Origin of the sequence: Stappia albiluteola (assembly GCF_014050225.1) — a bacterium.
In the GTDB taxonomy this organism is placed as follows: domain Bacteria; phylum Pseudomonadota; class Alphaproteobacteria; order Rhizobiales; family Stappiaceae; genus Hongsoonwoonella; species Hongsoonwoonella albiluteola.
In genome coordinates, this window is the sequence record NZ_JACFXV010000064.1 from 114655 (window position 1) to 141144 (window position 26490).

26 protein-coding genes are annotated in these 26490 nt (G+C 63.7%); 12 read left to right on the forward strand and 14 right to left on the reverse strand.

Translation table 11 applies throughout. The features are described 5' to 3' along the window. The first annotated feature begins 105 nt into the window (after positions 1–105). The gene (locus H2509_RS17055) at positions 106–1299 is read left to right on the forward strand and encodes an efflux RND transporter periplasmic adaptor subunit (RefSeq protein ID WP_182167532.1); all 1194 of its coding nucleotides are present in this window, start codon (positions 106–108) and stop codon (positions 1297–1299) included. Continuing rightward, the gene (locus tag H2509_RS17060) at positions 1296–4379 is read left to right on the forward strand and encodes an efflux RND transporter permease subunit (protein WP_182167534.1); all 3084 of its coding nucleotides are present in this window, start codon (positions 1296–1298) and stop codon (positions 4377–4379) included. Before H2509_RS17055 ends, H2509_RS17060 begins: the two co-directional genes overlap by 4 nt. Before the next feature lie 86 nt (positions 4380–4465). On the opposite strand, the gene H2509_RS17065 is transcribed toward H2509_RS17060, so the two are convergent. From H2509_RS17065 to H2509_RS17105, 9 genes are all read right to left on the reverse strand, one after another. Next, positions 4466–5065, reverse strand: coding sequence for a metallophosphoesterase family protein (locus H2509_RS17065; protein WP_182167536.1), 600 nt, complete (start codon positions 5063–5065; stop codon positions 4466–4468). A gap of 8 nt (positions 5066–5073) precedes the next feature. Continuing rightward, positions 5074–5922: an EamA family transporter gene (locus tag H2509_RS17070; RefSeq protein ID WP_182167538.1), complete on the reverse strand. Its 849-nt coding sequence runs from the start codon at positions 5920–5922 to the stop codon at positions 5074–5076. 150 nt (positions 5923–6072) lie between these two features. After that, positions 6073–7233, reverse strand: a complete 1161-nt coding sequence (locus H2509_RS17075) for an iron-containing alcohol dehydrogenase (RefSeq protein ID WP_182167540.1) — start codon at positions 7231–7233, stop codon at positions 6073–6075. Between the two features lie 73 nt (positions 7234–7306). Then, positions 7307–8695: an aldehyde dehydrogenase family protein gene (locus H2509_RS17080; protein ID WP_182167542.1), complete on the reverse strand. Its 1389-nt coding sequence runs from the start codon at positions 8693–8695 to the stop codon at positions 7307–7309. A 78-nt stretch (positions 8696–8773) separates the two neighbouring features. Next, positions 8774–10141, reverse strand: coding sequence for a glutamine synthetase family protein (locus H2509_RS17085; RefSeq protein WP_182167544.1), 1368 nt, complete (start codon positions 10139–10141; stop codon positions 8774–8776). A gap of 96 nt (positions 10142–10237) precedes the next feature. Then, positions 10238–11287 (reverse strand): TRAP transporter substrate-binding protein, encoded by a 1050-nt coding sequence (locus tag H2509_RS17090; RefSeq protein WP_182167546.1) that lies wholly within the window; start codon positions 11285–11287, stop codon positions 10238–10240. Between the two features lie 71 nt (positions 11288–11358). Then, positions 11359–12684 carry a TRAP transporter large permease gene (locus tag H2509_RS17095; RefSeq protein ID WP_182167548.1) on the reverse strand — a complete coding sequence of 442 codons (1326 nt, stop codon included), beginning with the start codon at positions 12682–12684 and terminating at the stop codon, positions 11359–11361. Next, complete coding sequence (locus H2509_RS17100) at positions 12681–13268, reverse strand: TRAP transporter small permease subunit (protein ID WP_328805110.1); 588 nt, start codon at positions 13266–13268, stop codon at positions 12681–12683. Before H2509_RS17100 ends, H2509_RS17095 begins: the two co-directional genes overlap by 4 nt. Before the next feature lie 124 nt (positions 13269–13392). Then, a complete protein-coding gene (locus H2509_RS17105) occupies positions 13393–14163 on the reverse strand; it encodes an N-formylglutamate amidohydrolase (protein WP_182167550.1) in 771 nt (256 codons plus the stop codon). A 219-nt stretch (positions 14164–14382) separates the two neighbouring features. Between H2509_RS17105 and H2509_RS17110 the strand changes: the two genes are divergently transcribed. The 4 genes from H2509_RS17110 to H2509_RS17125 all read left to right on the forward strand — a co-directional run bounded on the left by H2509_RS17110 (position 14383) and on the right by H2509_RS17125 (position 17968). After that, on the forward strand, positions 14383–15237 hold the full coding sequence (locus tag H2509_RS17110; protein ID WP_182167552.1) for a MurR/RpiR family transcriptional regulator: 855 nt from the start codon (positions 14383–14385) through the stop codon (positions 15235–15237). A gap of 101 nt (positions 15238–15338) precedes the next feature. Further along, entirely contained in the window at positions 15339–16409 is a 1071-nt protein-coding gene (hemH, locus tag H2509_RS17115; protein ID WP_408022688.1) for a ferrochelatase, read from the forward strand. A 90-nt stretch (positions 16410–16499) separates the two neighbouring features. Continuing rightward, entirely contained in the window at positions 16500–17513 is a 1014-nt protein-coding gene (locus tag H2509_RS17120) for an SPFH domain-containing protein (protein ID WP_182167556.1), read from the forward strand. Further along, a complete protein-coding gene (locus H2509_RS17125; RefSeq protein WP_182167558.1) occupies positions 17510–17968 on the forward strand; it encodes an NfeD family protein in 459 nt (152 codons plus the stop codon). The genes H2509_RS17120 and H2509_RS17125 overlap by 4 nt, the downstream gene beginning before the upstream one ends. A gap of 9 nt (positions 17969–17977) precedes the next feature. Here the strand turns inward: H2509_RS17125 and H2509_RS17130 are convergent, their stop codons facing one another. The 3 genes from H2509_RS17130 to pcaQ form a co-directional block, all read right to left on the reverse strand. Continuing rightward, positions 17978–18826, reverse strand: a complete 849-nt coding sequence (locus H2509_RS17130) for a flagellar motor protein MotB (RefSeq protein WP_182167560.1) — start codon at positions 18824–18826, stop codon at positions 17978–17980. Between the two features lie 54 nt (positions 18827–18880). After that, complete coding sequence (locus H2509_RS17135) at positions 18881–19648, reverse strand: motility protein A (RefSeq protein ID WP_182167562.1); 768 nt, start codon at positions 19646–19648, stop codon at positions 18881–18883. Between the two features lie 205 nt (positions 19649–19853). After that, positions 19854–20792, reverse strand: coding sequence for a pca operon transcription factor PcaQ (pcaQ, locus tag H2509_RS17140; RefSeq protein ID WP_182167564.1), 939 nt, complete (start codon positions 20790–20792; stop codon positions 19854–19856). A gap of 152 nt (positions 20793–20944) precedes the next feature. Here pcaQ and pcaD point away from each other — a divergent pair, with 152 nt between their 5' ends. From pcaD to H2509_RS17170, 6 genes are read left to right on the forward strand one after another with little or no spacing between them, the layout of a single operon-like run. Next, positions 20945–21736 carry a 3-oxoadipate enol-lactonase gene (gene pcaD / locus H2509_RS17145; RefSeq protein ID WP_182167566.1) on the forward strand — a complete coding sequence of 264 codons (792 nt, stop codon included), beginning with the start codon at positions 20945–20947 and terminating at the stop codon, positions 21734–21736. Beyond that, the gene (gene pcaC, locus H2509_RS17150) at positions 21733–22128 is read left to right on the forward strand and encodes a 4-carboxymuconolactone decarboxylase (RefSeq protein ID WP_182167568.1); all 396 of its coding nucleotides are present in this window, start codon (positions 21733–21735) and stop codon (positions 22126–22128) included. The genes pcaD and pcaC overlap by 4 nt, the downstream gene beginning before the upstream one ends. Positions 22129–22132: 4 nt before the next feature. Next, entirely contained in the window at positions 22133–22855 is a 723-nt protein-coding gene (gene pcaH, locus H2509_RS17155) for a protocatechuate 3,4-dioxygenase subunit beta (protein WP_235975055.1), read from the forward strand. Beyond that, positions 22855–23424, forward strand: coding sequence for a protocatechuate 3,4-dioxygenase subunit alpha (gene pcaG / locus H2509_RS17160; protein WP_182167572.1), 570 nt, complete (start codon positions 22855–22857; stop codon positions 23422–23424). Before pcaH ends, pcaG begins: the two co-directional genes overlap by 1 nt. Positions 23425–23431: 7 nt before the next feature. Next, the gene (locus H2509_RS17165; protein WP_182167573.1) at positions 23432–24265 is read left to right on the forward strand and encodes a BKACE family enzyme; all 834 of its coding nucleotides are present in this window, start codon (positions 23432–23434) and stop codon (positions 24263–24265) included. Between the two features lie 3 nt (positions 24266–24268). Beyond that, the gene (locus tag H2509_RS17170) at positions 24269–25609 is read left to right on the forward strand and encodes a lyase family protein (protein ID WP_182167575.1); all 1341 of its coding nucleotides are present in this window, start codon (positions 24269–24271) and stop codon (positions 25607–25609) included. Between the two features lie 23 nt (positions 25610–25632). Here H2509_RS17170 and H2509_RS17175 read toward each other — a convergent pair whose 3' ends face one another. Together H2509_RS17175 and H2509_RS17180 are read right to left on the reverse strand one after the other, a co-directional pair. Beyond that, the gene (locus tag H2509_RS17175) at positions 25633–26016 is read right to left on the reverse strand and encodes a HepT-like ribonuclease domain-containing protein (RefSeq protein ID WP_182167577.1); all 384 of its coding nucleotides are present in this window, start codon (positions 26014–26016) and stop codon (positions 25633–25635) included. Next, a complete protein-coding gene (locus tag H2509_RS17180) occupies positions 26016–26471 on the reverse strand; it encodes a nucleotidyltransferase domain-containing protein (protein ID WP_182167579.1) in 456 nt (151 codons plus the stop codon). The genes H2509_RS17175 and H2509_RS17180 overlap by 1 nt, the downstream gene beginning before the upstream one ends. Positions 26472–26490 lie beyond the last annotated feature (19 nt).

Sequence of the window (26490 nt, forward strand, 5' to 3'; positions counted from 1 at the left end):
ATGTTTTTCGGCGAACGCGCCCTAATAGATAACACAAAGCGGACTTGTGCCCCTTCCCTGCTTGCGAAGGGCGCAATCCATGCCTCGCAATTCACGAGTACTTCCATGCTGAAGCGAATTCTCGCCTTCCTTCTCGTTGTCGTGGTCATCGCTCTTTGCGGCGGCCTGATCGGCTTCAATGTCATTCGCGACAAGGCAATCGGCCAGTTCTTCGCGACTATGCCGCGGCCCACGGTGACCGTCTCCACGCTCACGGTGAAGACGCAGACCTGGCAGCCGGGCATCGAGGCCATCGGCACCATCGTCGCGCGCCAGGGCGTCGACGTGGCGGCGCGCGCCTCGGGCACCGTGAAGGAGATCAGGTTCAAGGCCAACGATCGCGTCGAGCAGGGAGCGCTTCTCGTCCAGCTCGACGACGAACTGGAGAAAGCCGACCTGATCGCGGTGGAAGCCAATCTGGAGCGCGACCGCCAGGCGCTGGAACGCGCCAAGAAGCTCGAAGGGCGGGGCGTCAGCTCGACATCCGTTCTCGACAATGCCAAGGCCGCGCTCGATGCGTCCATATCGCAATACGAAAGGGTGAAGGCGCAGATCGCGCTCAAGCAGATCTACGCGCCCTTCTCCGGCACGATCGGCATTCCGCGCATCGATCTCGGCGAATATCTCGCCGAGGGTTCGATCATCGCGACCCTGCAGGATCTCGACACGATGAAGGTCGATTTCAACGTCGCCGAGGGCCAGGTCAGGTCGCTTCAACTGGGCCAGGACATACGCGTCGGGCTGGACGCGGAGCATCTGGCCCATACCGGCCGCATCATCGGTATCGACCCCAAGGCCGATCCGGCCTCCCGCCTCGTCGCGGTGCAGGCGGAGGTGGAAAACACCGACCTGGCGCTGCGGCCGGGGCAATTCGCGGCCGTGCGCATCGAACTGCCGGTCGAGGAAGACATCATCGCCCTGCCGCAGACCGCCGTCGTGATGAGCCTGTACGGCGCCTATGTCTATGCGGTGCGCGAGGATACCGCCGATGCGGCGGCACCCCCGGAGCCCGGCAGCGATGCCGCGGCCGCCGGCAAAGCGCCGGACGAACCGAAAGCGGAGAAGAAGCTCGTCGCGCGCCAGGTCTTCGTCAAGACGGGACGGCGCTACCTCGGCCGCATCGAGGTGACCGACGGACTGAAGCCCGGCGACATCGTCGTCACCGCAGGCCAGAACAAGCTGACCATCGGCAGCCCGGTGAAGATCGACAACACGATCAATCCGGAACCGGAAGCCCGCGTCGCGGGAGGCGCATCGTGAATTTCTCCGAAACCTTCATCCGCCGGCCGGTACTGTCGACCGTCGTCAGCCTGTTGATCCTGCTGCTGGGCTTCCAGGGCATCCTCAACATGTCGATCCGCCAGTATCCGGAGATCGAGGAAACGGTGATCACCGTCTCCACGGTCTATCCCGGGGCAAGCGCCGACCTGATCCAGGGCTTCATCACCACGCCGATCGCCAAGGCGGTGGCAACCGCCGAGGGCGTCGACTACGTGACGTCGAAAAGCACGCTCGGCCTGTCGACCGTGACGGTCAACATGCGCCTCAATTCCGACCCGGACTCGGCGCTGACGGAGGTGATCGCCAAGGTCCAGCAGGTACGCGGCCAGTTGCCGCGTGAATCCGAGGACCCGGTCATCCAGAAAGGCACCGGCAGGTCCTTCGCGCTGATGTATCTTTCCGTGCTTTCCGACGTGATGTCGCCGCAGCAGATGACCGAGTTCATCACCCGCGTCATCCAGCCGCAGATGTCCACGGTCGAAGGCGTCGCCGACGCGCAGGTGCTCGGCAGCCAGACCTTCGCCATGCGCATCTGGATCGATCCGATCAAGCTCGCCGCGCGTGGCGTCACGGCAACCGACATCCAGACGGCCGTCACCAACGCGAACTTCCTCTCCGCGCCCGGCAAGACGGAGAACGAATTCGTCGCCTACAAGATCGAGATGCAGACCACGCTGCAGACGCCGGAAGCCTTCGGAGAACTGCCGCTGCGCTCGGAAGGCGACGAGATCGTCCGCTTGCGCGATGTCGCGCGGGTGGAGCTCGGCAGCGAGAACACGGATACGCGCGTTTCCTTCAACGGCCAGCAAGGCGTCTTCATCGGCATCCAGCCGACACCGTCCGCCAATCCGCTCGATACCGCGGCCGGTGTCAGGGCGGAGCTTGCCCGCCTGTCGGCGAACCTGCCCGAGGGCATGGCGATCAACGTCGTCTATGACAGCACGAAGTTCATCAGCGCTTCGATCAAGGAGGTGTTCAAGACCATCGGCGAGGCGGTCGTCATCGTCATCGCGGTGATCCTGCTCTTCCTCGGCTCGTTCCGCGCCGTGCTGGTGCCGATCGTCACGATTCCGCTGTCGCTGATCGGCGTCTGCTTCTTCCTGTGGGGGCTCGACTATTCGCTGAACACGCTGACATTGCTTGCCATGGTGCTGGCGATCGGCCTTGTCGTGGACGATGCCATCGTCGTGGTGGAGAACATCCACCGGCACCTCGAGGACGGCATGAAGCCGATGCAGGCGGCGATCACCGGCATGAAGGAGATCTTCGGACCCGTCATCGCCATGACGATCACGCTTGCCGCCGTCTATGCACCGATCGGTTTCGCGCAGGGCCTCACCGGGTCGCTGTTTCGCGAATTCGCCTTCACGCTTGCCGGCGCGGTGATCATTTCCGGCTTCGTCGCGCTGACGCTGTCGCCGATGATGGCGGCTCGGCTGCTCGCCAGCAAGCCCGGCCGTTTCCAGCATTTCGTCGACCGCGTCTTTACCGGCCTTGCCGGCTGGTATGGCCGCCGTCTCGACGGCTCGCTCAATTTCAAATGGGCGACGCTGCTGATCGTCGTGGCCCTGCTCGGCACCACCGGCTTCCTCTTCATGAAAACCAAGACCGAGCTTGCGCCGGAAGAGGATCAGGGCGCGCTCTTCGCCATGGTGACGGCGCCGCAATATGCGACCTCCAACTACACCAAGCTCTATACCGACCAGTTCTATGCCCTGACCGATGGCGTGCCGGGCGTCGATGCCCGCTTCCAGATCGTCGGCACCGGCTCGACCAACTCGGCCTTCGCCATCTGGGCGCTGAAGCCCTGGGACGAGCGCGAGGAAAGCCAGAAGCAGATCCAGGCGATGATCCAGCCGCGACTGCAGCAGTCGGCGGGCGTTCAGGCCTTCGTGTTCTCGCCGCCCTCCCTGCCGGGCGCCGGTGGGGGCCTGCCGATCCAGTTCGTCCTGCAGACGACCGGCTCCGCCGAGCAGGCCTATGAAGTGGCCGAACGCATCCGCCAGAAGGCCATGCAGTCGGGCAAGTTCATCATCGTCCAGAACTCGCTGTCCTATGACAGCCCGCGCGTGCGCGTGCTCATCGACCGCGACCGCGCCGCAACGCTCGGCGTGCCGATCTCCAGCATCGGCCAGACGCTGAACATCCTGCTGGGCGAAGCGGAGATTTCCAAGTTCGACCGGGAAAGCCGCTCCTACAAGATCATTCCTCAGGTCGACAAGGCTTTCCGCATCAACCCGGAGCGGCTCGACTATTTCTATGTCCGCTCCGCCAATGGCGAGATGGTCCCGCTTTCGGCCGTGCTGAAGATCGACGCCAATGCGGCTGCCGCCGCCGTCGAGCAGTTCAACCAGCTGAACTCGGCGACGCTTTCCGCCCTGCCGCTTCCCACCGTTACCTCGGGCGAGGGGCTGAAGACGCTGCAGGACATCGCGCGCGCCGAAATGCCGGCCGGCTTTTTCGAGGACTATGCCGGCCAGTCGCGGCTGGAGATCAAGCAGGGCTCGACGATCCTCATCGTCTTCGCGCTGGCCGTTCTCGTGATCTATCTGGTGCTCGCCGCCCAGTTTGAAAGCTTCCGGGATCCCTTCATCATCATGATGTCGGTACCGCTATCGATCTTCGGCGCCATCGTGCCGCTCAATCTCGGCCTCGGCACGCTGAACATCTACACGCAGGTGGGCCTGATCACCCTTGTCGGGCTGATCACGAAGCACGGCATCCTGATGGTGGAATTCGCCAATGCCCAGCGCGAGCATCACGGCCTCGACAAGCGCGCGGCGATCGTCGAGGCGGCACGCGAGCGGCTTCGCCCGATCCTGATGACGACGGGCGCCATGGTACTCGGCGTCGTGCCGCTGATCCTGGCGGAAGGGGCGGGCGCCGCGGCACGCTATTCCATCGGCCTGGTGATTGCCTCCGGCATGTCGGTCGGCACGCTCTTCACGCTGTTCGTCGTGCCGATGTTCTACATGATCCTCGGCCACGCCGACCGGAAACGCGATATGGAAGAAGTCGAGGCTGAAGCAAACGGCGTCCATTCGGCTCCGGCCGAGTAGCGCCGGTGCAGGGCCTCGGGAAACAACGAAATGGATCGCATCGCGGCAACGTCGTCGCGATACCGGCTTATCGTCATTGCGGCTCGTCAGATATCGAACCAGTTGATCGTCGGTCCCAGATTGAAGACGCGCGTTTCGTCGATCGTGCCCGACGTACCCCAACTATTGTGTATATGGCCGCATAGGCAGATACGGGGCGTGCGGGCAAGAATTGCAGCCCTGATCGCCTCACTGCCCTCGTGCGTTCCGTCTCTTTGAAGGTCCGCTGTCCCGTGCGGTGGCGTATGCGTTACGAGCACCGCTCCGGCGGGGAGGTCGGACAGTATGATGCCCGCTCTCTCCTCGGATTCGGCAGCATTCCAGGCGTGCTCGTTTCGAGACGGAATTTCCCCGCCAAGACCGAAAAACGGAACGCCGCTCAATGTAAAGCTTGAGCCATGCAAATAGTGCCCATCGCTCCAATCCGAGCAGAAGCGAGCGATCTCATCGGGATCGTCATGGTTCCCGTGAACAAGGACGACAGGCACTACGCTCTCGCGTAAAATTCTCAGCGTCTCGACCGCGCCTTCGCCCCGCGTCGCAAAATCCCCGCAGCCGATCAGCACATCCGCTTCCTTGCTCGCCTCGATGATTGACCGGGCCGCCGCCTGATCGCGATGGAGGTCGGAAAATGCAAGTATCCGCATCCTGACGCCTATTGTTTGGAGTATCGAAGGACGGCGGCACCCAGCAGCGTCGTCATGGTCGACAACACTTTTCCCAGATCCAGGCGCTCCTTGAGGAAAAACACGCCGATCAGCAGCGCAAAGACGATAGATGTCTCGCGCAGCGCTGTAACGAGCGCAATCGGCGCCTGCGTGAAGGCCCATGTCACTAGGGCATAGGCGGCAAAGGAGGCGCCGCCGCCGATGACAAACACAGCTTTCCCTTTCGTCGGGATGAGCGAAAGCGTCCGCGGCGAAGTGATGCCAAGGAAAGCGAGCATTACAGCGCCGTTTCCGATTGCCAGCCAGCTATAAAAACCCAGCGAGGTGCCGGCAAGCCTCGCGCCCAGACCGTCGACAAGCGAATAGGACGCGATAAACATTCCGGTGACGAGTGCAAGCACGGCGGCATTTGCGTTCCGCTGGCCATCGGCGCGGCGAACCAGTGAAAGGCTGATGATGCCCGCACCGATGATCGCAATTGCCAGGAGTTCCATGGGCTCGAGGCGAACGCCGAGAACAAGCACAGAGAATAACGCGACGATCAGCGGCGCCGACCCCCGGGCAATGGGGTAGACTTGGGTCAGATCCCCCTTCCGGTAGGATTGCATCAAAAACAGCTGATACCCCACGTGCAGCAGGATCCCCGTCATCAGGTAGGGAAGGCTTTCCGGAGCGGGCCAAGGCACGAAAGGAAGGGCCAGCGCCGCAAAGGGAACATGGCCGAGTACGACCGCGCCCATGCTCGTGCGTTTATCGACCCCGTTCTTGACAATGGCGTTCCAGGTGGCGTGAAGCAGCGCCGCCGCAAGAACGGCCAGGAAAACAATGGTGCTCACTGATTGGCTCTTGGCTCGTTTTCAATCGCTTTATCGGACGGGAACCGCAGTGCGCGCCGATTTCGTGGCTGCGTCTTTCAGACTTCGGCATAGGAAAGCCGCGCCGGTACAGGCGCGGCCTTTCTGTATTTCCCTAGGCCGAAAGACCGCTCAGAGGCGGCCTTCCATCGCCCGGTCGAAGATTTCCTTCGCGCCGTCCAGCGTCAGTTCGATCGGATTGCCGCCCGCGGTCGGATCGACGATCGCCATTTCCGCAATGAGGTCGCGCTTCTCGCCGCCGACATTGAGGCCGGCCAGCGTGTGCGGGACGTCGAGATCGGCACGCAGCTTCAACACCGCATCGAGGAAACCGTCGAAGCCGCCGGCGATGCCGAGATAGCCGGCAAGGCGGGTGATCTTGGCCTCGATCGCCTTGCGGTTGACCACCAGCACGTAGGGCATGAACACCGCATTGGTCATGCCGTGATGGGTGTCGTAGAGCGCGCCGACCGGATGCGACAGCGAGTGGATCGCCCCCAGTCCCTTCTGGAAGGCGACCGCGCCCATGGCGGCGGCCGACATCATGTTGCCGCGCGCGACCAGATCGCCGGGCGTCTCCACCGCCTTGCGCAGGTTCTCGAAGACGAGCCGCATGCCTTCGACCGCAATGCCGTCGCCCATCGGGTGATAGAAGGTGGAGGAGTAGGCCTCCAGGCAGTGCGCCAGCGCGTCCATTCCGGTGCCGACGGTGAAATAGCGCGGCATGCCGACCGTCAGTTCCGGATCGCAGATCACGGTTGCCGGCATCATCTTCGGATGGAAGATGACCTTCTTGGTGTGGGTTGCCTCGTTCGTGACGACGCCCGCGCGACCCACTTCCGAACCGGTTCCGGCGGTCGTCGGCACGGCAATGATGGGCGCAATGCCATCCGGATCCGCGCGGGTCCACCAGTCGCCGACATCCTCGAAGTCCCAGATCGGCCGCTTCTGGCCGGACATGAAGGCAATCACCTTGCCGGCGTCCAGTCCCGAGCCGCCGCCGAAGGCGATGACGCCGTCATGGTTGCCGGCCCGATAGGCGGCGACGCCCGCCTCGATATTCGACCCGACCGGGTTCGGCTTGACGTCGCTGAACAGGCCCGGCTCCAGCCCGGCTTCGCGGCAGATGTCGAGCGCCTGCGCCACCATCGGCAGCTTGGCAAGGCCCGGGTCGGTGACCAGAAGCGGCCGCTTCATGCCGGCATTGGCCGTGACCTTGCCGAGTTCCTTGATGCGGCCGGCGCCGAAACGCACGGAGGTCGGGTAGTTCCAGTTTGCGGATGGGGAAGTCATCGCGAGAGGTTCCGAAGATTTGCGGGAAGGTCGGCAGGGCCACCGGGCCCTACCGGGATCGTTGTAAGCGCGGTCAGATGGCGACGCGCAGGTGGTAGGATTTCGGCCGCGTCAGCGTGTCGAAGCCCTGGCGCGACAGTGCCGCGCCGCGTCCGGTTTCCTTGACGCCGGTCCACACCAGCGCCGGATCGAGATAGTCGCAGCGGTTCATGAAGACGGTACCGGTCTCGACCTGGTCGCCGATCGCGATCGCCGCGTCCTCGTCCCTGGTCCAGATCGAGGCGGTGAGGCCATAGGGGCTGTCGTTCATCAAGGGCACGGCTTCCTCGTCCGAGCGCACCTTCATGATGCCGACGACCGGGCCGAAGCTTTCCTCGCGCATCACCGACATCTGGTGGTTGACGTCGATGAGGACCTGCGGTGCGAGATAGGCGGTGCCCGGCTTGTCCATGGCGAAGGCCGAGGTATCGATCAGCGCCTTCGCGCCCTTGCGCAGGGCTTCCGCCGTCTGCTCGCGCACCCAGTCGGCGAAGCGCACCTGCGCCATCGGCCCGAGCGTGGTCGCCTGGTCGAGCGGATTGCCGAGCACATACTGCTTCGTCAGGTCGACGAAGCCTTCGACGAATTCGTCGAAACGGCTTTCATGCACATAGATGCGCTCGATGCCGCAGCAGCACTGGCCGGTGTTGTAGAAGGCGCCGTCGACGAGATTGGCGATGGCATGCTGCATGTCGGCGTCGGCCCGCACATAGGCCGGGTCCTTGCCGCCGAGCTCCAGACCGAGCGAGGCGAAGGTGCCCGCCGCCGCGCGCTCGATCGCCCGGCCGCCGGCCACCGAACCGGTGAAATTCACATGGTCGATCGCGCCCGAACCAAGCAGGGCTTCGGTCTGGGCGTGGCTGAGCACCACGTTCTGGAACACGCCGTCCGGCAGGCCCGCCGCCTGAAAGGCCTTGGCGAAGCGTTCGCCGACCAGCAGCGTTTGCGCGGCATGTTTCAGGATCACGGAATTGCCGGCGATCAGCGCCGGCATGATCGTGTTGACGGCGGTCAGGAACGGATAATTCCACGGAGCCACCACCAGCACGACGCCAACCGGGTCCTTCTTCACGTAACGGGTGAAGCCCGGCTTGTCGGTATAACGCTCGGGCGCCAGCGCGCTTTCGGCGATTTCGACCATGTAGCGCGTGCGCTCCTGCACGCCGCCCATCTCGCCGCCATAGCGCACCGGACGGCCCATCTGCCAGGCGAGTTCGGGCACGATCTCGTCGTTCATCGCCACAAGCGCCTCGAGGGCGGCGAGGGCGAAGCGGTTGCGTTCGGCGATCGGGCGGCGCGCCCAGTCGGCCTGCGCGCGTTTGGCGGTGGCCACGACCCTGTCCAGCTCCGCCTGGCTTGCCAGCGGCCGCTCGGCATAGACCGAACCGTCCACCGGCGAGATGATCTTCACTGTTTCGCTCATGATGCGATCCTGCCTTACGTTCTTCCTCGGCGCCGGTTCCTTGTCCCGCGCCTCATGCATCGTTGAAATTTCGCCGGCTTAGCTTCTCTCGAAACCGCGGGCAACCTCCCAGTCCGTGACGCGCCTGTCATACTCGAACTGCTCCCAGTTCGCCGCATGGACATAATGCTCGATCACCTCGTCGCCGAAGGCCGACCGGAGGAAGGCGGATTCGCTGGCCACCGCCGTCGCCTCGCGCAAGGTGCCGGGGATCTCCCGCACGCCTTCGCCGTGATAGGCATCGCCGACGAAGGCGGGTTCGAGTTCCATTTCCTTCTCGATACCGTCGATGCCGGCCGCAAGCAGCGCCGCCATGGCCAGATGCGGATTGAGATCGGCGCCGCCGATCCGGCATTCCACGCGCACCGCCTTGGTGTCGCCACCGCAGACCCGGTAACCGGCTGTGCGGTTGTCGAGGCTCCAGATCGCCTTGGTCGGCGCGAAGGTTCCGGCCTGAAAGCGCTTGTAGGAGTTGATATAGGGCGCGAGGAACAGCGTCGTCTCGCGCGCATGCGCAAGCAGGCCTGCGAGATAGTGCCGCATCAGCTTCGACATGCCGTGCTCGGCTTCCGGGTCGTGGAACAGCGGCTTGCCGTCCGTCGACCAGAGCGACTGGTGGATATGGGACGAGCTGCCGGCATTGGCGAAGTTCCATTTCGCCATGAAGCTGACCGCGCGCCCCTTCGACCAGGCGATTTCCTTGCAGGCGTTCTTCATGATCGCGTGCCGGTCGGCCATGACGAGCGCCTCGGCATAGCGCACGTTGATCTCCTCCTGGCCGGCATCCGCCTCGCCCTTGGAGTTCTCGACCGGGATGTCCGCGCCCTGCAGGCCGTTGCGGATCGCCCGCATCACATCCTCCTCCTTGGTGGTCTGGAAGATGTGGTAGTCCTCGTTATAGGCGCTGATCGGCGAAAGGCCGCGATAGCCCTTGGCCTGCGCCTCCTCGAAGCTTTCGCGGAACAGGAAGAATTCGAGCTCGCTCGCCATGAAGGGCTTCATGCCCATGGCTTCGAGCCGCGCGATCTGCCGTTTCAGCACGGCGCGCGGCGAATGCGGCACGTCCGCATGGGTGTGGTGGTCCTGCACGTCGCAGATGACCAGCGCCGTGCCGTCCAGCCACGGAATGCGGCGGAGCGTGGAAAGGTCGGGCTTCAGGACATAGTCGCCATAGCCCGCCTGCCAGCTCGTCGCGCGGTAGCCCTCCACCGTGTTCATCTCCAGATCGGTGGCCAGCAGGTAGTTGCAGCTATGGGTCTCTTCGTAAGCGCTCTCCACGAAATACTGCGCGTGGAAGCGCTTGCCCATCAGGCGTCCCTGCATGTCGACCAGGGCGGCGATGACCGTGTCGATCGTGCCCTCGGCGACAGCCTGCTTCAATTCCTCGAATGTCAATTTGCCTGCCATCTGGATTGCCGTTTCGATGAAGGTTGGTCTTTTACCGAGACACCCCGGGAATGTGTTTCCCGGGGTGGTGGTTTTGGTGCGACAGGCCGAAGCCGATCAGCTGTAGCGGTAGGGAGGCCCTGCCTTGCGCATGGTCTCGCGATAGTCGCGCAGGATCTGGACGACGCGACCGGCACGCGGGCTGGTCGTGGCGACCTCGTCCCAGAATTTCTCCGCTTCCGCCTCGACGGTTGCCCACTGCTCGTCGGGGATCGTGGTCAGCTCCATCTTGCCGCCGGTGACGCGCAGGTTCGCCTCGCCCGCCCAGTACCAGTGCAGGCGATAGTAGTGCGAGCTGTCCATCGTCAGGCGGAACAGTTCCTGCAGATGCGGCGGCACCGCGTTCCACCGCTCCGTATTGGCGAAGAAGGAACCGACCCAGGCGCCGCAGATGTTGTTGGTGAGGAAGTACTTGGTCACGTCGGCCCAGCCGACGGTGTAGTCCTCGGTGATGCCCGACCAGGCGATGCCGTCGAGTTCGCCGGTCTGCACCGCGACTTCCACGTCTTCCCAGGGCAGCGTCACCGGCACCACGCCGAACCGCGACAGGAACTTGCCGGCGGTCGGGAAGGTGAAGACCCGCTTACCCTTCAGGTCGTCGAGGCTGCGGATCGGGTCCTTCGTGTTGAAGTGGCAGGGATCCCAGGAGCCAGCCGACAGCCAGGTGACGTTGTCGACCTCGCCATAGGCTTCTTCCCAGATCTCCTTCAGGCCGTATTTGTAGAAGAGCGCCTGGACGTCGAGCGAATAGCGGGTGGCGAAGGGGAAGTAGCCGCCGAAGACGCGCACATCGACCGGAGCGGCCATGGAATCGTCGTCCGACTGCACCGCGTCGATCGTGCCGTTCTGCATGGCGCGGAAGAGCTCGCCTGTCGGCACCAGCTGGTCGGCATAGTAGAGCTCGATGGTCATCTCGCCATTGGCCGCCTTGTTGAAGGCATCGATTGCCGGCTTGATCACGTGCTCGCCAAGCGCCGGACCGGCATAGGTCTGCAGGCGCCAGGTGATCGGAGACTGCGCACGCACGTAAGGCGCCGCCAGCGCCGTCGTACCGGCTGCGGCCGTGGCAAGGCCGGCCTTGGTGATGAAGTCGCGTCTGTTCTGCATTGCTCTTCTCCTCTCTCGGTGATTTGCCGGCAGATCCTTTTATTGCGGCCTGTTTGTTATCGGTCCGGCACTTACCCTCTGATGTAAAAGTGGTGCGGCAGCCATAGTGCGATTTCGGGGAAGGCCATGACGACCGCGAGCGCGAACATCATCACCAGTACGAAAGGCACGATGGATTTGTAGATGTCGTGGATGGAGATCTCGGGTGGGGCCATCGCCCGCATGAGGAACAGGTTGTAGCCGAAGGGGGGCGTCATATAGGCGATCTGGCAGGTGATCGTGTAGAGCACGCCGTACCAGATGAGGTCGAAACCGAGCGCCTTGACCAGCGGCACGTAGAGCGGCGCCACGATGACCAGCATCGCCGTATCGTCCAGGAACATGCCCATGACGAGATAGGAGATCTGCATCAGGATCAGGATCTCCCAGGGCGTCAGGCCCAGATCCTGCACGAAGAAGCGCTCGATCGCCTTCACCGCGCCCAGCCCGTCGAAAACCGCGCCGAAGCCGAGCGCCGCGACGATGATCCACATGAACATGCAGGAGACGGAGAGCGTCTTGTGGATCGTGTCCCGCATCACCTTCAAGGTCAGCTTGCGGCGAACGATCGCGGCAACCGTGGCTCCGATCGCGCCGATCGCCGAGCTTTCCACAAGGCTGGTCTTGCCGGCGACGAACAGGCCGGTCATCGACAGGAAGATGAGGAAAGGCAGGATGCCGGCCGAAAGCAGCTTCAGCTTCTCGGCCATGGGCACGTCGCGTTCCTCGCGCGTGAGCGTCGGCCCCAGCGACGGCTGCAGCCAGCAGCGGATGGCGATATAGGCGATGAACATGCCGGCCATCATCAGGCCGGGGAAGACGCCGGCAAGCCAGAGCTGGCCGACCGGCTGGCGCGCGATCATCGCGTAAAGCACCAGAACCACTGACGGCGGCACCAGGATGCCAAGCGACGAGCCGGCCTGGATGACGCCCGTCACCATCACCTTGTCGTAGTTGCGGCGAAGCAGCTCGGGCAGCGCGATCGTCGCGCCGATCGCCATGCCGGCGACCGAAAGGCCGTTCATCGCCGAGATCACCACCATCAGCAGGATGGTGCCGATGGCAAGTCCGCCCCGCACCGGGCCGAACCAGACATGGAACATCTTGTAGAGGTCGTCGGCGATGCCCGATTCCGACAGCATGTAGCCCATGTAGATGAAGAGCGGCAGCGTCAGCAGCGCGTACCATTTCATCAGCTTCATCGCCGCCGAGAAGGGGATTTCGCCGCCGCCGGTTCCCCACAGGAGCAGGGCGAAGACCGCCGCGATGAAACCGATGGCGCCGAACACCCGCTGCCCGGTCAGAAGCAGCGCCATCATGCCGGCGAACATCAGGATTGCGATCAGTTCGTAGCTCACGCGAGAGACTCCCCTCGCACGATCGCGATGTCCTTGAACAGTTGGGCGACCGCCTGAAGAAGCATCAGCAGGATGCCGATGCACATGATGATCTTGATCGGCGCCATGTAGGGCGCCCAGGACGAGTAGCTGGTTTCGCCGTATTGCAGGGCGTAGCTGGTGCTGGACAGGCCGCCATAGAGCATCACGCCGAGATAGACGATCAGGAAGAAGACGGTGAAGCAGTCGACAATGGCCTTGCGCTTCGGTGACCAGCGCGAATAGGCGAGATCCATGCGCACGTGCCCGTCATCCTGGATCGACCAGCCGCCGCCCAGCATGTAATAGGCCGTCATGACGAACTGCGCCATTTCCAGCGTCCACAGCGGCGACATGCTGACGAAACCGTAGTCGAGCGCGCCGCGCATGATCGCCGAATACATCAGAATGCCGATCATCACGAAGATCAGATACATCGTGAACCGGCCGACGACCCGGTTCACCGCATCCACGATGCGCACATACTTGCCGATGACGGCTGGCATGCCGGCAAATCCTGCGCGTTCTGCTGCGCCCATCTCGTCGTAGGGCTCGTCCTTCGTCATTCCAGCTGCCCCTCCGGCTGCCTGCCTCCGACCGGACCTTCGGCGCCGCGCGGTGATTTGTTCTTGTTGCGCGCGACCAGGCCCATTCATGTGCTTCCTTACCGGCTTCGCCGCCGGTATTTTATCATCTCAATGCGTCTCCAAACCGGGCGAGCACCGGATACAGGCGCTCGGCCCAGGCGCGTTCGGCCTCGGCCGTCGCCACCTCGTCATTGCGAATTTCAAGCATGGCCGTCGCCAGTCCCCGCCCCTCGCCATGGCGCGCCAGCGTGTAGTAGACGCCGTCCCTGGGAGCGTAGGGCTCGTTGTCGCCGACGCAAAGCCCTTCCTCATGGGAAAGTTCACCGATCAGCCGCCCGGCCAGCCGGCGGTCCACATTGGAGAGGATGCCGATCTGCCATCGCCTCGGCACGTCCTTGTATACCGGCGTGAAGGTATGGACGGAGACGAGGAAAGTCGGCGCGCCGCGTGCAAGCCGCTCGTCCACCAGCGCCTCGATGGCGCGATGGAATGGCCGATGGACGAGATCAAGCCGCTCTTCGCGTTCCGCCTCCGACAAGGCCGCATTGCCCGGAATTGCCGTCCGCTCGCTGATTTCCGGTATCAGATCGCCGGCATCTTCCCTGCGGTTGCAGTCGATCACCAGCCGCGAAACCGTCGGATGGACGAGCGGCGCATCGAGAAGGCTGGAGAGATGCCGCGCAACGCCAAGGGCGCCGGGATCCCAGGCGATATGGGCGACGAGTTCCTCCGCGCCGAGCCCCAGCGTTCCGAATTTCGGCGGCATCCGGTTGGAGGCGTGGTCGCAAAGCAGCACGCAGGCACCCTTGCCGCCGCGGTTGGCAACGACCACCGTGTCCTGCATCCGCCCTTCGCCCGCCTGCGCCTGCCGCATCCGCCGCCTCGCTGAAATTCCCCTCTTCCCGCCAATCCGCCGGCGATTTCCCGCCTTGTTATTTTTGGTACAGATTTGCGGAGAAACGGAAAGCCTGTATGATTTGATACAATCGATCGGCTCAAGTCAAATGGCAAATCGCATCTGCCGGACGGCCGCAATGCTGCGCTCCCCGCAAGGATGGAGACAGCTCGTGAATTCAAGGGGAAACGCCGCTCCATGGCCCAATCGCTTGCCGAGGACATTCGCGACCGGCTTGACGGTTTCACCGCCAGCGAGCGCCGCGCCGCCCTTGCCCTTCTTGCCAACTATCCCGTGCTCGGCCTGGGAACGGTCGCCGAATTCGCCCGTTCCGCCCGTGTTTCGTCGCCCTCGATCCTGCGGTTTGCCGGTCGGCTCGGTTTCGCCACCTATGCGGAGTTCCAGAAGCGGCTGCGCGACGAACTGGAAGACCAGCTTCGCTCGCCCCTGTCGCGCACGCCAAGCGGCGAGGCGCCGGCAAATGCCGCCGGCGAGGTGTGGTCCGCGGCGATCGACAATATCCGCGAGACCTTCCAGCACCTGCCGGTCGCCGAGATCCGGGCCGCAACGGCGCTGCTCGCCGACGACCGCCGCTCGGTCTATCTGCTTGGCGGCCGCTTCACCGATACGCTTGCCCGCTACATGGCCTCGCATTTGCGGATCGTGCGCGGCAAGGTCGTCCACGTGGCCGGACAGGAGGGCAATTGGCGCGACCTTCTGATCGACATGAAACGGCGCGACGTGCTGGTCATCTTCGACATCCGCCGCTACCAGGGCGACGTCATCCGTCTCGCCCAGGCGGCCGCCGAGCGCGGCGTGGCGATCGTGCTCGTCACCGACAGCTGGCTTTCGCCGATTGCCAATGTCGCGACCCATGTACTGCCGGCCAGGGTTTCCGTGCCTTCGCCCTGGGACTCCATGACCGCTTTGATGGTGATCGCCGAAACCCTGATCGCCGGCGCGACCAACGCGGATCTGGAGCGCAGCCGCGCGCGGATGGCGGAGCTCGAACGTCTGCGGGACGACGACGATCCGGCGAGGCAGCGCGGCTAAGTGCCGCAACCGCAATTGGAGCGGCGGCAAATCCGATCTATCTAATGACGCCGTAAGCCCCCATAAAGCGGCAACTCGATACGGCTGGAAGTATGGATCTGATGGAAAAGACTGCCGAGGCACCCTCGCGCCGCAAGGACATGCGTTCTGTTCGCCTGCCAAAGGACCACAGGCCGGTCAAGGCGGGACGTGTCGGAGTGCTCCTCGTCAACCTCGGCACGCCGGACGGTACCGGCTACTGGCCGATGCGGCGCTATCTGGAGGAATTCCTCACCGACAAGCGGGTGATCGAGTGGCCGAAGGCGCTGTGGTATCCGATCCTCTACGGCATCGTGCTCAATACGCGACCGAAGAAATCCGGCCGCGCCTACGATGAGATCTGGAACCGGGAGCGCGATGAATCGCCGCTGCGCACCATCACCCGCAGCCAGTCGGATCTTCTGGGGGAGCGTCTTTCGGATCTGGGTGAAGACGTGCTGGTCGATTGGGCGATGCGCTACGGCAAGCCGTCGATTGCTTCGCGGCTCACCCGTCTGCAGGAGGAGGGATGCGAGCGCATCCTCGTCTTCCCGCTCTATCCGCAATATGCCGCCTCGACGACCGCAACCGTCAACGACGAGGCCTTCCGGACCTTGATGCGGATGCGCTGGCAGCCGGCCTTGCGCACCGTGCCGCCCTATCACGACGATCCCGCCTATATCGACGCGCTGGCTGCCTCCGTCGAAGCGAAGCTCGCCGAGATCGATTTCGAGCCGGAAGTGGTGATCGCCTCCTATCACGGCATTCCGAAGAGCTATTTCGACAAGGGCGACCCCTACTACTGCCACTGCCAGAAGACGACGCGGCTGCTGCGCGAGCGTCTCGGCTGGAGCAAGGACAGGCTCATCGTAACCTTCCAGTCGCGCTTCGGTCCCGAGGAATGGCTGCAGCCCTATACCGACAAGACCGTCGAGGCGCTTGCGAAGGCCGGAACGAAGAAAATTGCCGTCATCAATCCGGGTTTCGCGTCGGATTGCCTGGAAACGCTCGAGGAAATCGCCGGCGAGGCGAAGGAGATCTTCGAGCATGCCGGCGGCGAGCGCTTCGTCCACATTCCCTGTCTGAACGACAGCGTCGGCGGCATGGACGTGATCGAGGCGGCGGTACGGCGGGAGCTGTCAGGCTGGCTTTAAGCCTACCTCCGGTCACGGACTGGTAAGCGCATTTGTTTCTGCCCATACTCCCGATTCGGCCGAACCGGTCGGCAATCGGGAGATTGGTGCATGCCAGCTGAGATTTTCGGGTTCGACGTCGTCGTTCTCGTCCTGCTCGCCCTTGTGGTCATCATCGTCATCGCGGGCGTCAAGACGGTACCGCAAGGCACGAACTATACGGTCGAGCGCTTCGGCCGCTATCGCAAGACGCTCTATCCGGGCCTGAATTTCATCGTTCCCTTCATCGACAGGATCGGCCACAAGATCAACGTGATGGAGCAGGTGCTCGACGTTCCCTCGCAGGAAGTCATCACCCGCGACAACGCCACGGTGACCGCCGACGGCGTGACCTTCTACCAGATCCTCGATGCCGCCCGCGCCGCCTATGAGGTGCTGGGGCTCGAAAACGCCATCCTCAATCTCACCATGACCAACATCCGTTCCGTCATGGGCTCCATGGATCTCGACGAGTTGCTGTCGAACCGCGACGAGATCAATGCCAGGCTGCTGCGCGTGGTGGACGCGGCGGCGGAGGCCTGGGGCGTCAAGATCACCCGCATCGAGATCAAGGACATCAACCCGCCGCGCGACCTGGTCGATTCCATGGCCCGGCAGATGAAGGCGGAGCGCGACAAGCGCGCCGCGGTGCTGGAAGCCGAAGGCAAGCGCCAGTCGGAGGTGCTGAAGGCGGAAGGCCAGAAGCAGGCATTGATCCTGGAGGCCGAAGGCCGCCGCGAGGCTGCTTTCCGCGACGCGGAAGCCCGTGAGCGTGAAGCCGAGGCGGAAGCGAAAGCCACCCGCATGGTGAGCGAAGCGATCGCCGCCGGCGACGTGCAGGCCATCAATTATTTCGTGGCCAACAAATATGTCGAGGCCCTGGGCAGCTTCGCCAGTTCGCCCAACCAGAAGCTGATGCTGTTGCCGCTGGAGGCGACTTCCATTCTCGGCTCCCTGGCGGGCATCGCCGAAATCGCCCGCGAAAGCTTTCCGGAGGCCATGGCTGCCCGCCGCCGCCCCTCGGGCGCCGTTCCTTCCGCCGGTGCTGCCCGCCGCGAGCCGGAACAGAACGGAGGCGGGGCATGAGCCTTGTCGAAAGGCTGATCCAGGAACTCGGCCCCTGGTCGTGGTGGGTGTTCGGGCTCCTGTTGCTCGGCCTGGAGGTGCTGGCGCCCGGCACCTTCTTCCTGTGGTTCGGCATCGCCGCGATCCTGGTCGGCTCGGTGGCGCTGTTCGTCGATCTTTCCTGGCAGCTGGAACTGATCCTGTTCCTGTTACTCTCGCTTGCCAGCGTCTTTGCCGGCCGCTCGCTGCTGCGCAAGGAAAGCGCCGATGAGGGCGATCCGTCGCTCAATCGGCGCGGCAGCCGCTATGTCGGACGCGTCTTCGTGCTCGACGAGCCGATCGTACAGGGCATTGGCAGGCTGAAGGTCGACGATACCGTCTGGCGGATCGCCGGTCCGGATTGTCCGGGAGGTACCCGTATCCGGGTCAATGCCGTGCAAGGCGCCCAGCTGATCGTCGAGCCGGCGACGGACTGAGCAGCATCGTCAGGGATTATGCCCGGGCGGCAGCGGCGGGGCTTCCGCCATCAAAAGGATGCCGATCCTGCGGTTCGAGGCCAGGAACGGATCGTTCGGGAAAAGCGGCTCGGTATCGGCCTTGCCGACGACGGCAAAGAAACGGTCGGCCGGAATGCCGTATTCGGCGAGGATCTGGCGCGCGGCATTCGCCCGGTCGGCGGAAAGCTCCCAGCTCGTATAGCTGGAGTCGACCGAATTCGATCCCGTCGTCGTGTGGCCGGTGATCTGGATCCTGTTCGGCATTTTCGCCAGCACCGGCGCCATCTTGGCAATCAGCCTGCGTGTCAGCTCGTAGGGATACTTGGAGCCTTCCGGAAACATCGACCGGCCGTCCTGGTCTACCAGCAGGATGTTCAGCCCGTCCTCGGTTTCTTCCAGGATGATGTTATTCGAGATCTCGGTGATTTCCGGCATTTCCTGCCAGGCCTGACGTAGGGAGGCGGCGGCGGTGGCGAATTGGCGCGGCACCTCGATTTCCGCTTCCGCCGTATTATGCGTGTTGGCTTCCGGCCCCTGCTGACGCTTCTTTTCGTGGCGCTCCTTGGCGAAGTCGGAATCGAGCTCCACCGGCACCTGCGAAATGTCCTTGATGTATTCGCGGACCGGAATGCCCTCGATCTCGATGATGCCGGTGCGCTTGGAATTTTCCTTCACGCCGAAGGCTTCGCGCATGGAGCCGGCCACGACCTGCAGCTTCTGCTTGTCCTGGATGGAGAAGGAGATGATCAGCACGAAGAAGCAGACGAGCAGCGACATCAGGTCGGCGAAGGTGACCAGCCACTCCGGCGCTCCTCCTTGTTGTGCCTTCTTCGCCATGGTGCCGTCCTTGCCTGGAGCCCTTCGGGAGCTACGTTGTCGATCGGGCCTGCGTCAGGCCGCTTCCTGGAAATCGGCGCGCGCCTTTTCCGGCATGTAGGCGATCAGCATGTCGCGGATCAGCGCCGGGCTCTTGTTTTCGCGGATCTGCTGCACGCCGTCGATGACGAGCGTTTGGTTGACCTCTTCCATTTCGAACTTGCTGTCGAGCTTGTCGACGATCGGCAGGCAGACGACGTTGGCGATGAGCGCGCCATAGAGCGTGGTCAGCAGGGCGATCGCCATGGACGGGCCGATCGTGGAAGGATCGTCCATGGTCGCGAGCATCTGCACCAGGCCGACAAGCGTGCCGATCATGCCGAAAGCGGGCGCGGAATCGCCCAGCGCCTTGAATACCTTGCGGCCGACCTGCAGGCGCTCGAGATAAAGGTCCCGCTCACGCTCCATGGAATCGCGGATGAATTCCGGGTCGTAGCCGTCGGCAATATACTGGATACCCTTGGCGAGGTTCGGATCGGAGACCGCGATGTTCTCGAGCCCCAGCGGACCGGACTTGCGCACGATATCGGCGAGGCGCGTGATTTCCTCGATAAGGTCGCGCGGGTCGGTCTTCTTGTAGGTGAAGGCGACTTTCGATCCCGTCGAGAGCGCGCTGATCACGCCCGAAAGGGGAAAGCGCACCAGCGTCGCGGCCGTGGCGCCGCCGCAAACGATCAGGACGGAGGGGACATCGGTGAATTGCGCGATATCGCCGCCGATGAAAATTGCGACCAGCACGACGGCGAAGCCGGCAATGACGCCGATGATTGTGCCAAGATCCATTGACGCACCACGGTTTTGGGCAGCCGGGCCCACACAAGACTATTGGATGCCCGGGCGAATTCATTGCTCACCCGGCAATCGGCTTAGGTGCAACCTTAGGCGAAACGAGGCTAAGTATTCCCTAATCGAGCGGGCTCGAATTCCTCAAAAAATTCAAATTATCAATAGGGTAAACGCTTGGTAAAAGTTTTGCCGGCCATCGCGGTCATTGTACGTCCGCCGCCTTTTCACCGCCGGATTGCGAAACGGCTTCACGCAGTGAAGAAATGAACAGCATCAGGTCCGGTGTCTGCGGCTCCTCGGCGCGTGCCGAAATGCCGACGGGGCCGAGGGTGATCCGGGTGTCGATCTTGAGGTCGACCAGCATTCTTTCCCTCAGATCTCCTGCCACGACGCCATGGGAGATGATCCAGACCGCATCGGTCTGACGGGTGAAGGCACGACCGAAAGCGTTGGAGACCGTCTCGATCCGCCGGGGCAGGTTGCCGATGCCGTTCGCCACCATCAGCCGTTCCACAAGCGGGCGGATCGCCGCCTGCCGGTTCGGGCACAGCACGGTGAATTCCGGCAGCCGCGCGATATCGGGCTCCCGCAGCAGGGGGTGGCCGGGGCGGACGACGATACGCACCTGTTCGGAATAGAGTTGCGAGAAGGTGAGGCCCTGCATCGCCTCGGGCTGGCCGAGACGCCCGACCACCACGTCAAGCGCGCCGACCCTGAGCTGATCGAGCAGGTGGCCGTTCGGGCCCGTCACGATATTCAGCGTGCCGCCGAGCCGCTTTTCCAGATAGCGCGAAACGGCGCTCGGAATGATGCTTGCGGCCACGCTCGGCAGCGCCCCCACGTTCAACAGGCGGTCGGAGCCCATTCGCGCCTGCTCGATGCCGTCGAGGCCCTGTTGCAGGGCCGCGACGCTCATGCTTGCATAATGCAGGAAGATATCGCCTGCCGGCGACAGAAAGACACCGGCGCGACTGCGGTCCATCAGGCTGACCCCCAGTATCTCCTCCAGTTCCTTCAACGTCTTGGAGACGGCGGGCTGCGTGATGTTGAGGGCGGTTGCCGCTTCTGTCAGGCTCTTTCGCCGGGCCACTTCCAGAAAGGCCTGAAGGTGGCGCAGCTTGATGCGGGCGTCGAACAGCATCGATCATTCCCATATGTTATGCATCGCCGGCTAAATCTCATTTTACATTACTATTTGCAAGGAGCATTCTGAAGCCAGGATAGGAAAAATGGCCGGAGGACCATGCGCGGAGGCGCTGCGAACGGTCGAAGGGAGAGCCCGGGGAGAGCGATGTGCAGGCATTGAACGTGAACGGGCGTGCCATTCACTTCCGCCTCGACAGGGCGGAGGAAAAGGGGCCGCTCCTGGCCTTCTCGAATTCGCTCGGCACGGATTTGCGCGTCTTCGACGGGATCGTCGACCGGCTTCCGGCCAATTGGCGGATCCTGCGCTACGACACGGCCGGGCATGGCCTGTCCGGGCATGCGGAGCGGGCCTCGATCGGCGATCACGCGGCGGATCTGCTGGCGATTCTCGATCACGTCGAGGCCGACAAGGCCTATGTCGCCGGCCTTTCGGTCGGCGGCATGATCGCGCAGGCCCTTGCGTCCGCCCGCCCTGATCGCGTTGCGGCCCTCTGCCTCATGGATACCGCGCCGAAAATCGGCACTGCGGAAATGTGGACCGCCCGCATGGATGCAATCCGCGCCGGAGGCATCGAGGCGGTCGCGGAGCCGGTCATGGAGCGCTGGTTCTCCGCCGCCTTCCGCGCAAGCCGGCCGGCGGAACTCGCCGTGTGGCGGTCGATGCTCACGCGCACGCCGGTCGAAGGCTATCTCGATCTTTGCGCCGCGATCCGCGACGCGGACCTGACCGACAGGGCGCGCCGGCTCGACCTGCCGGTTCTCTTCATCTGCGGCTCCGAGGATGGTTCCACGCCGCCCGAACTGGTAAAGGCGGCAGCCGAACTGGTGCCCGGCGCCCGCTATCTGGAGATCGAGGGGGCGGGCCATCTGCCTTGCGTGGAGTCTCCCGATGCGGTGGCCGCCGCGATCACCGGCTTTTTCAAGGAGCATGGCGCATGAGCGAAACGATGTTCGAGCGGGGGATGAAAACGCGCCGGTCCGTTCTGGGCGATGCTCACGTCGACCGGGCCGAGGCTGCGAAGACCGAATTCGACGAGCCGTTCCAGACCCTGATCACGGAAGGTGCCTGGGGCTCGGTCTGGTCGCGCGAAACGCTGACGAAACGCGAGCGCTCGCTGATCACCATCGCCCTGCTTGCCGCCCTCGGCCACGAGGAGGAGCTGGCGATGCATTGCAGGGCGACCGCCAATACGGGGGCAACGCCGGAGGACGTGCGCGAGGCGCTTCTTCACGTGGCGATCTATGCCGGCGTGCCGGCGGCCAACAGCGCGCTGCGCATCGCCAAGAGCGTCTTCGAGACATCGGCAAGGTCCGAAAACAAGGGAGGATGAAGCCTTGACCGTGCATCCCTTCTATCGCCGGGAGCGCAACCAGCATCCGCCGGCCCTTACGCCGAACTACAAGAGCTCGGTCTTGCGCGCGCCGTTCCGTCCTCTCGTCTCGCCCGAACAGGCGGAGCTCGACTGGACCGGCCCGGCCTTCGGCCACGACATGCTCGGGCCGCTCGACAACGACCTGATCCGCAATGCATCGGCCGGCGGCGAGGCACTTGGCGAGCGCATTATCGTCCATGGCCGCGTTCTCGACGAAAACGCGCGTCCCGTTCCCAATGCGCTGATCGAGGTCTGGCAGGCCAATGCCGGCGGCCGCTATGCGCACAGCAACGACACCTATCTCGCGCCGCTCGATCCGAACTTCTCGGGCTGCGGCCGCACGATCAGCGGCGCGGACGGAACCTACGTCTTCCGCACCATCAAGCCGGGCCCCTATCCCTGGCCGAACAACGGCTCGGACTGGCGTCCGGCCCATATCCACCTGTCGATCTTCGGCGAAGCCTTTGCCCAGCGCCTGATAACCCAGCTCTATTTCGAGGGCGATCCGCTGATCCCGCTTTGCCCGATCGTCAACACCATTCCCGATCCGGCAATCGTCGAGCGGCTGGTCGCGAGGCTCGACTTCAAGAACCAGATGCCGTTCGATTGCCTGGCCTATCGCTTCGACATCGTGCTGCGCGGCCGCCGCCAGACCTATTTCGAGAACCGGGAGGAGGGCGCGTGATGAGCGACGGACCTTTCGACGGACGGCTGAAGGAAACCCCGTCCCAGACCGCTGGCCCCTACGTCCATATCGGCACCGCGCCGCAGTCGATCGGCCGCCCGGCGCTGCCGAACCAGCCCGGGCCCGTGGCCTTCGAAGGCACCGGTGCCGTGACGGTGGAAGGCATCGTCTATGACGGCGCCGGCGAGCCGGTGCGCGACGCGATGATCGAGTTCTGGGGCGCCGATCCGGACGGTCGCGTCGGCAGGAACGGCCTTTTCGGCCGCACCACGTCCGATTTCAGGACGGGCGTCTACCGTTTCCGGACAGCAAGGCCCGGACCGCTCAAAGCCGGCACCGCGCCCTATATCGCGATCCTGATCTTCGCGCGCGGCATCAACCTTCATCTCGCGACCAGGCTCTATTTCCCGGAAAACCGGGCGCAGATCGACGCCGATCCCGACCTGCGCCGGGTGTCGCCTTCCGGACGCGCCTCCCTGACGGCAGTCAAGGCGTCGGACGGCGAGGCCGACTACCGGTTCGACATTCACCTTCAGGGCGAGAACGAGACCGTTTTCTTCGACGTTTGAGAGCATCATGAGCGAACCCTGCATCATCACTGTTGCCATCACCGGCTCCCTGCCGAGGAAGAAGGACAATCCGGCGGTTCCCATCACCATCGAGGAGCAGGTCGCCTCGACGCGACAGGCCTTCGAGGCGGGCGCAACGCTCGTGCATGTCCATGTGCGCAACGAGGACGAGAGCCCGACATCCGATCCCGCCCGCTTCAGGGCCTTCCTTGAAGGCGTGCGCGAGGCCTGTCCCGGCATGATCGTGCAGTTCTCAACCGGCGGACGTTCGGGCGTGGGGTCCGAGCGCGGCGGCATGCTGTACCTGAAGCCGGACATGGCCTCCCTTTCCACCGGCTCCTGCAACTTTCCCACCCGCGTTTACGAGAACCCGCCGCAGCTTGTCGACGAACTGGCGGGCAAGATGCTGGAATACGGCGTGAAGCCGGAGATCGAGGTCTTCGACCTGTCGATGCTCTACCAGGCGATCACCATGAGCGAGGACGGCCGGCTGAAGAAGCCGCTGCATGCGCAGTTCGTCTTCGGGGTGAAGAATGCCATGCCGGTGGAGCGGCGGGCGCTGGAGTTCATGGTGTCCGAGCTGAAACGCCTGGCGCCGGCGGCCACCTGGACCGCCGCCGGCATCGGCCGCGGCCAGATCGAGGTCGCCCGCTGGGCGCTGGAGCTTGGCGGCCATTGCCGCACCGGTCTTGAGGATAACATCCGCCTCGACCGGGAAACGCTCGCGCCGTCCAACGCCGCTCTCGTCGAGCAGGTCGCTGCCCTGTGTCCGGCCTACGGCCGCCATCCTGCCACCGTCGCCGAGGCCCGCCGCCTGCTTTCCCTGCCCGAGGTAGCCTGAACCATGCCGTTGACCCCGCTCGATTCCGTGCTCTTCGGCGGCCTCTTCGGTGATGCCGAGGCATTGGCGCTTTTCTGCGACGAGGCGGAAATCGCGGCTATGGTCGAATTCGAGCGGGCGCTGGCCCGCGTTCAGGGCGCGCAGGGGATCATACCGGGCGAGGCGGCGGCGGTGATCGACCGCACCCTAGCCTCCGTGACGGTTTCGCCGAAGGAGATCGCCCGCGAAACGGCATCGGCGGGTGTGCCGGTGCCGGGTCTCGTTGCGTGCCTGCGCCGTATCGCGGGCGCCAAGGGTGCCGACTTCGTGCATTTCGGCGCCACGTCGCAGGACGTCGTCGACAGCTCCCTGATGCTGCGATTGAAAGCCCTCCTTGCGCTGTTCGACGGGCGGCTTGCAACCGTCATTGCAAGGCTGGTCGAGCTGGCGGAGACCCACCGCGCAACACCGATGGCGGCGCGGACCCGCGGCCAGATGGCGACGCCGATAAGCTTCGGCCTTCGCATGGCCGGCAACGCCCGCGATCTTGCGCTCGAACTTCGGAACTTGCGGCGGATTTCGGCCGAAGGCCTTCCGCTCCAGCTCGGCGGCGCCTCCGGCGATCTGGCGGCCATGGGCGTGACCGGCGACCGCCAGCGCGAACTGACCGCCCGTCTCGCGGCGGAGCTGGGGCTATCCCCCTCCGCCCCCTGGATGACGGGGCGCCGCGCGCTTCTCGATGCCGCGACTCTGCTTACCGGCATCGGCAACGCGCTCGGCAAACTTGGTGCCGATGCGATGATTTCCACCCGTACGGAGATCGGCGAGGTCATGCTCGCCGAAGCCGGCGGTTCTTCCACCATGCCGCAGAAGAAGAACGCGGTGAAGGCCGAGGCGATCGTCGCCCTTGCCCGCCTGAATGCCGGCCTGCTGTCCGCCTTTGCCGCGACCGGCATCCAGGTGGAGGAGCGCGACGGCATTGGCTGGATGGGCGAATGGTTGACCCTGCCGCAAATGGCCGTTGCGACCGGTGCCGCCCTTTGCCGCGCCGAGGAACTGGTCAATGGTCTTGAGCCCGATATCGCACGCATGCGGGCCAGCATCGAGGCATCCAACGGCCTGATGCTTGCCGAGGCCGCCTCCTTCGCGCTGATGGCTCACATGTCGCGCGCCGACGCCCAGGCGCTCGTCAAGAAAGCGGCGGAGGAAGTGCGGCAGAGCGGCCATCACCTCTTCGATGAAATCGGCAAGCTCTCGAAGGCGCCCATCGACTGGGACGGCCTGCGCGGCAAGGCCGACGCGGTGGATGCGGCGGCGAAAATGACGGACGGGTTGCTTGAGCAAGTCGCGGAGTTACTTTTGTAGACTTGGTACGGCATATCACCGGTTCAACTATTTTGACCCGATATTCCTTCCGCGTGCAATCTTTCGATTTCCACCTCAATGACTTCCAATAGTAAATCGAGCTCGCCATTTTCGATGGTGTTCCAGATCAATTCAACATCGATTTTGAAATACTCATGCGCGACGTGATCTCGCATACCGGCAATCGCTCGCCATGGGATCCCGTTATGCCTTTCGGTAACTTCCTCCGGTAACGCCTTTACGGCTTCTCCGATCTCCAGGAGCGATGCCGAAACGGCTTTGAATGTCTTGCGATCATTGTCCGGCGTTGCCAGAAACGCCGCCTGATCGATGCCATCCACGAATTCCCGCATATCCAGGATCGCCTGCCTGACATCCCGGAGACGATGAAGCGGACTGCGCGGCATCAGAAAATCCGGATTTCATCGGCGAGCGCGGATTCCCGGACGTGGCCGAAAAGGTCCTTGCGGGAAGCCATGTCAATTTTGTTGGATGGGCCGAGAATGCCCTGAATTTCCTGCTCGATTTCTCCCAATGCGAAAAGAGAATGTTTCCGGGCGGGAATTAGGTCATAGGCGAGGTCGATATCACTGTCCGGACGAGCGTCGCCACGAGCAACCGATCCAAACAGGAATAAGTGTCGCACGCCCATTCGGGTGAGCACATCCCGATGATCCTGCAGCCGTCGAATGATTTCGTTTGCGCTTGGAGCGGCCTTGTCTTCGCGTTCGACGTAATCTTCTACGATCTGATTGAGCAGATCCTGCATCTTCTGCCCGCGCCGTGCCGCAATGGATTTGAGCCGATTGCGGAGCGAAGCGGGAACTCGTGCAGACAGGTATGCGGTATCGGAAGCGGGCATGGGAACCCCAAAATGTGAA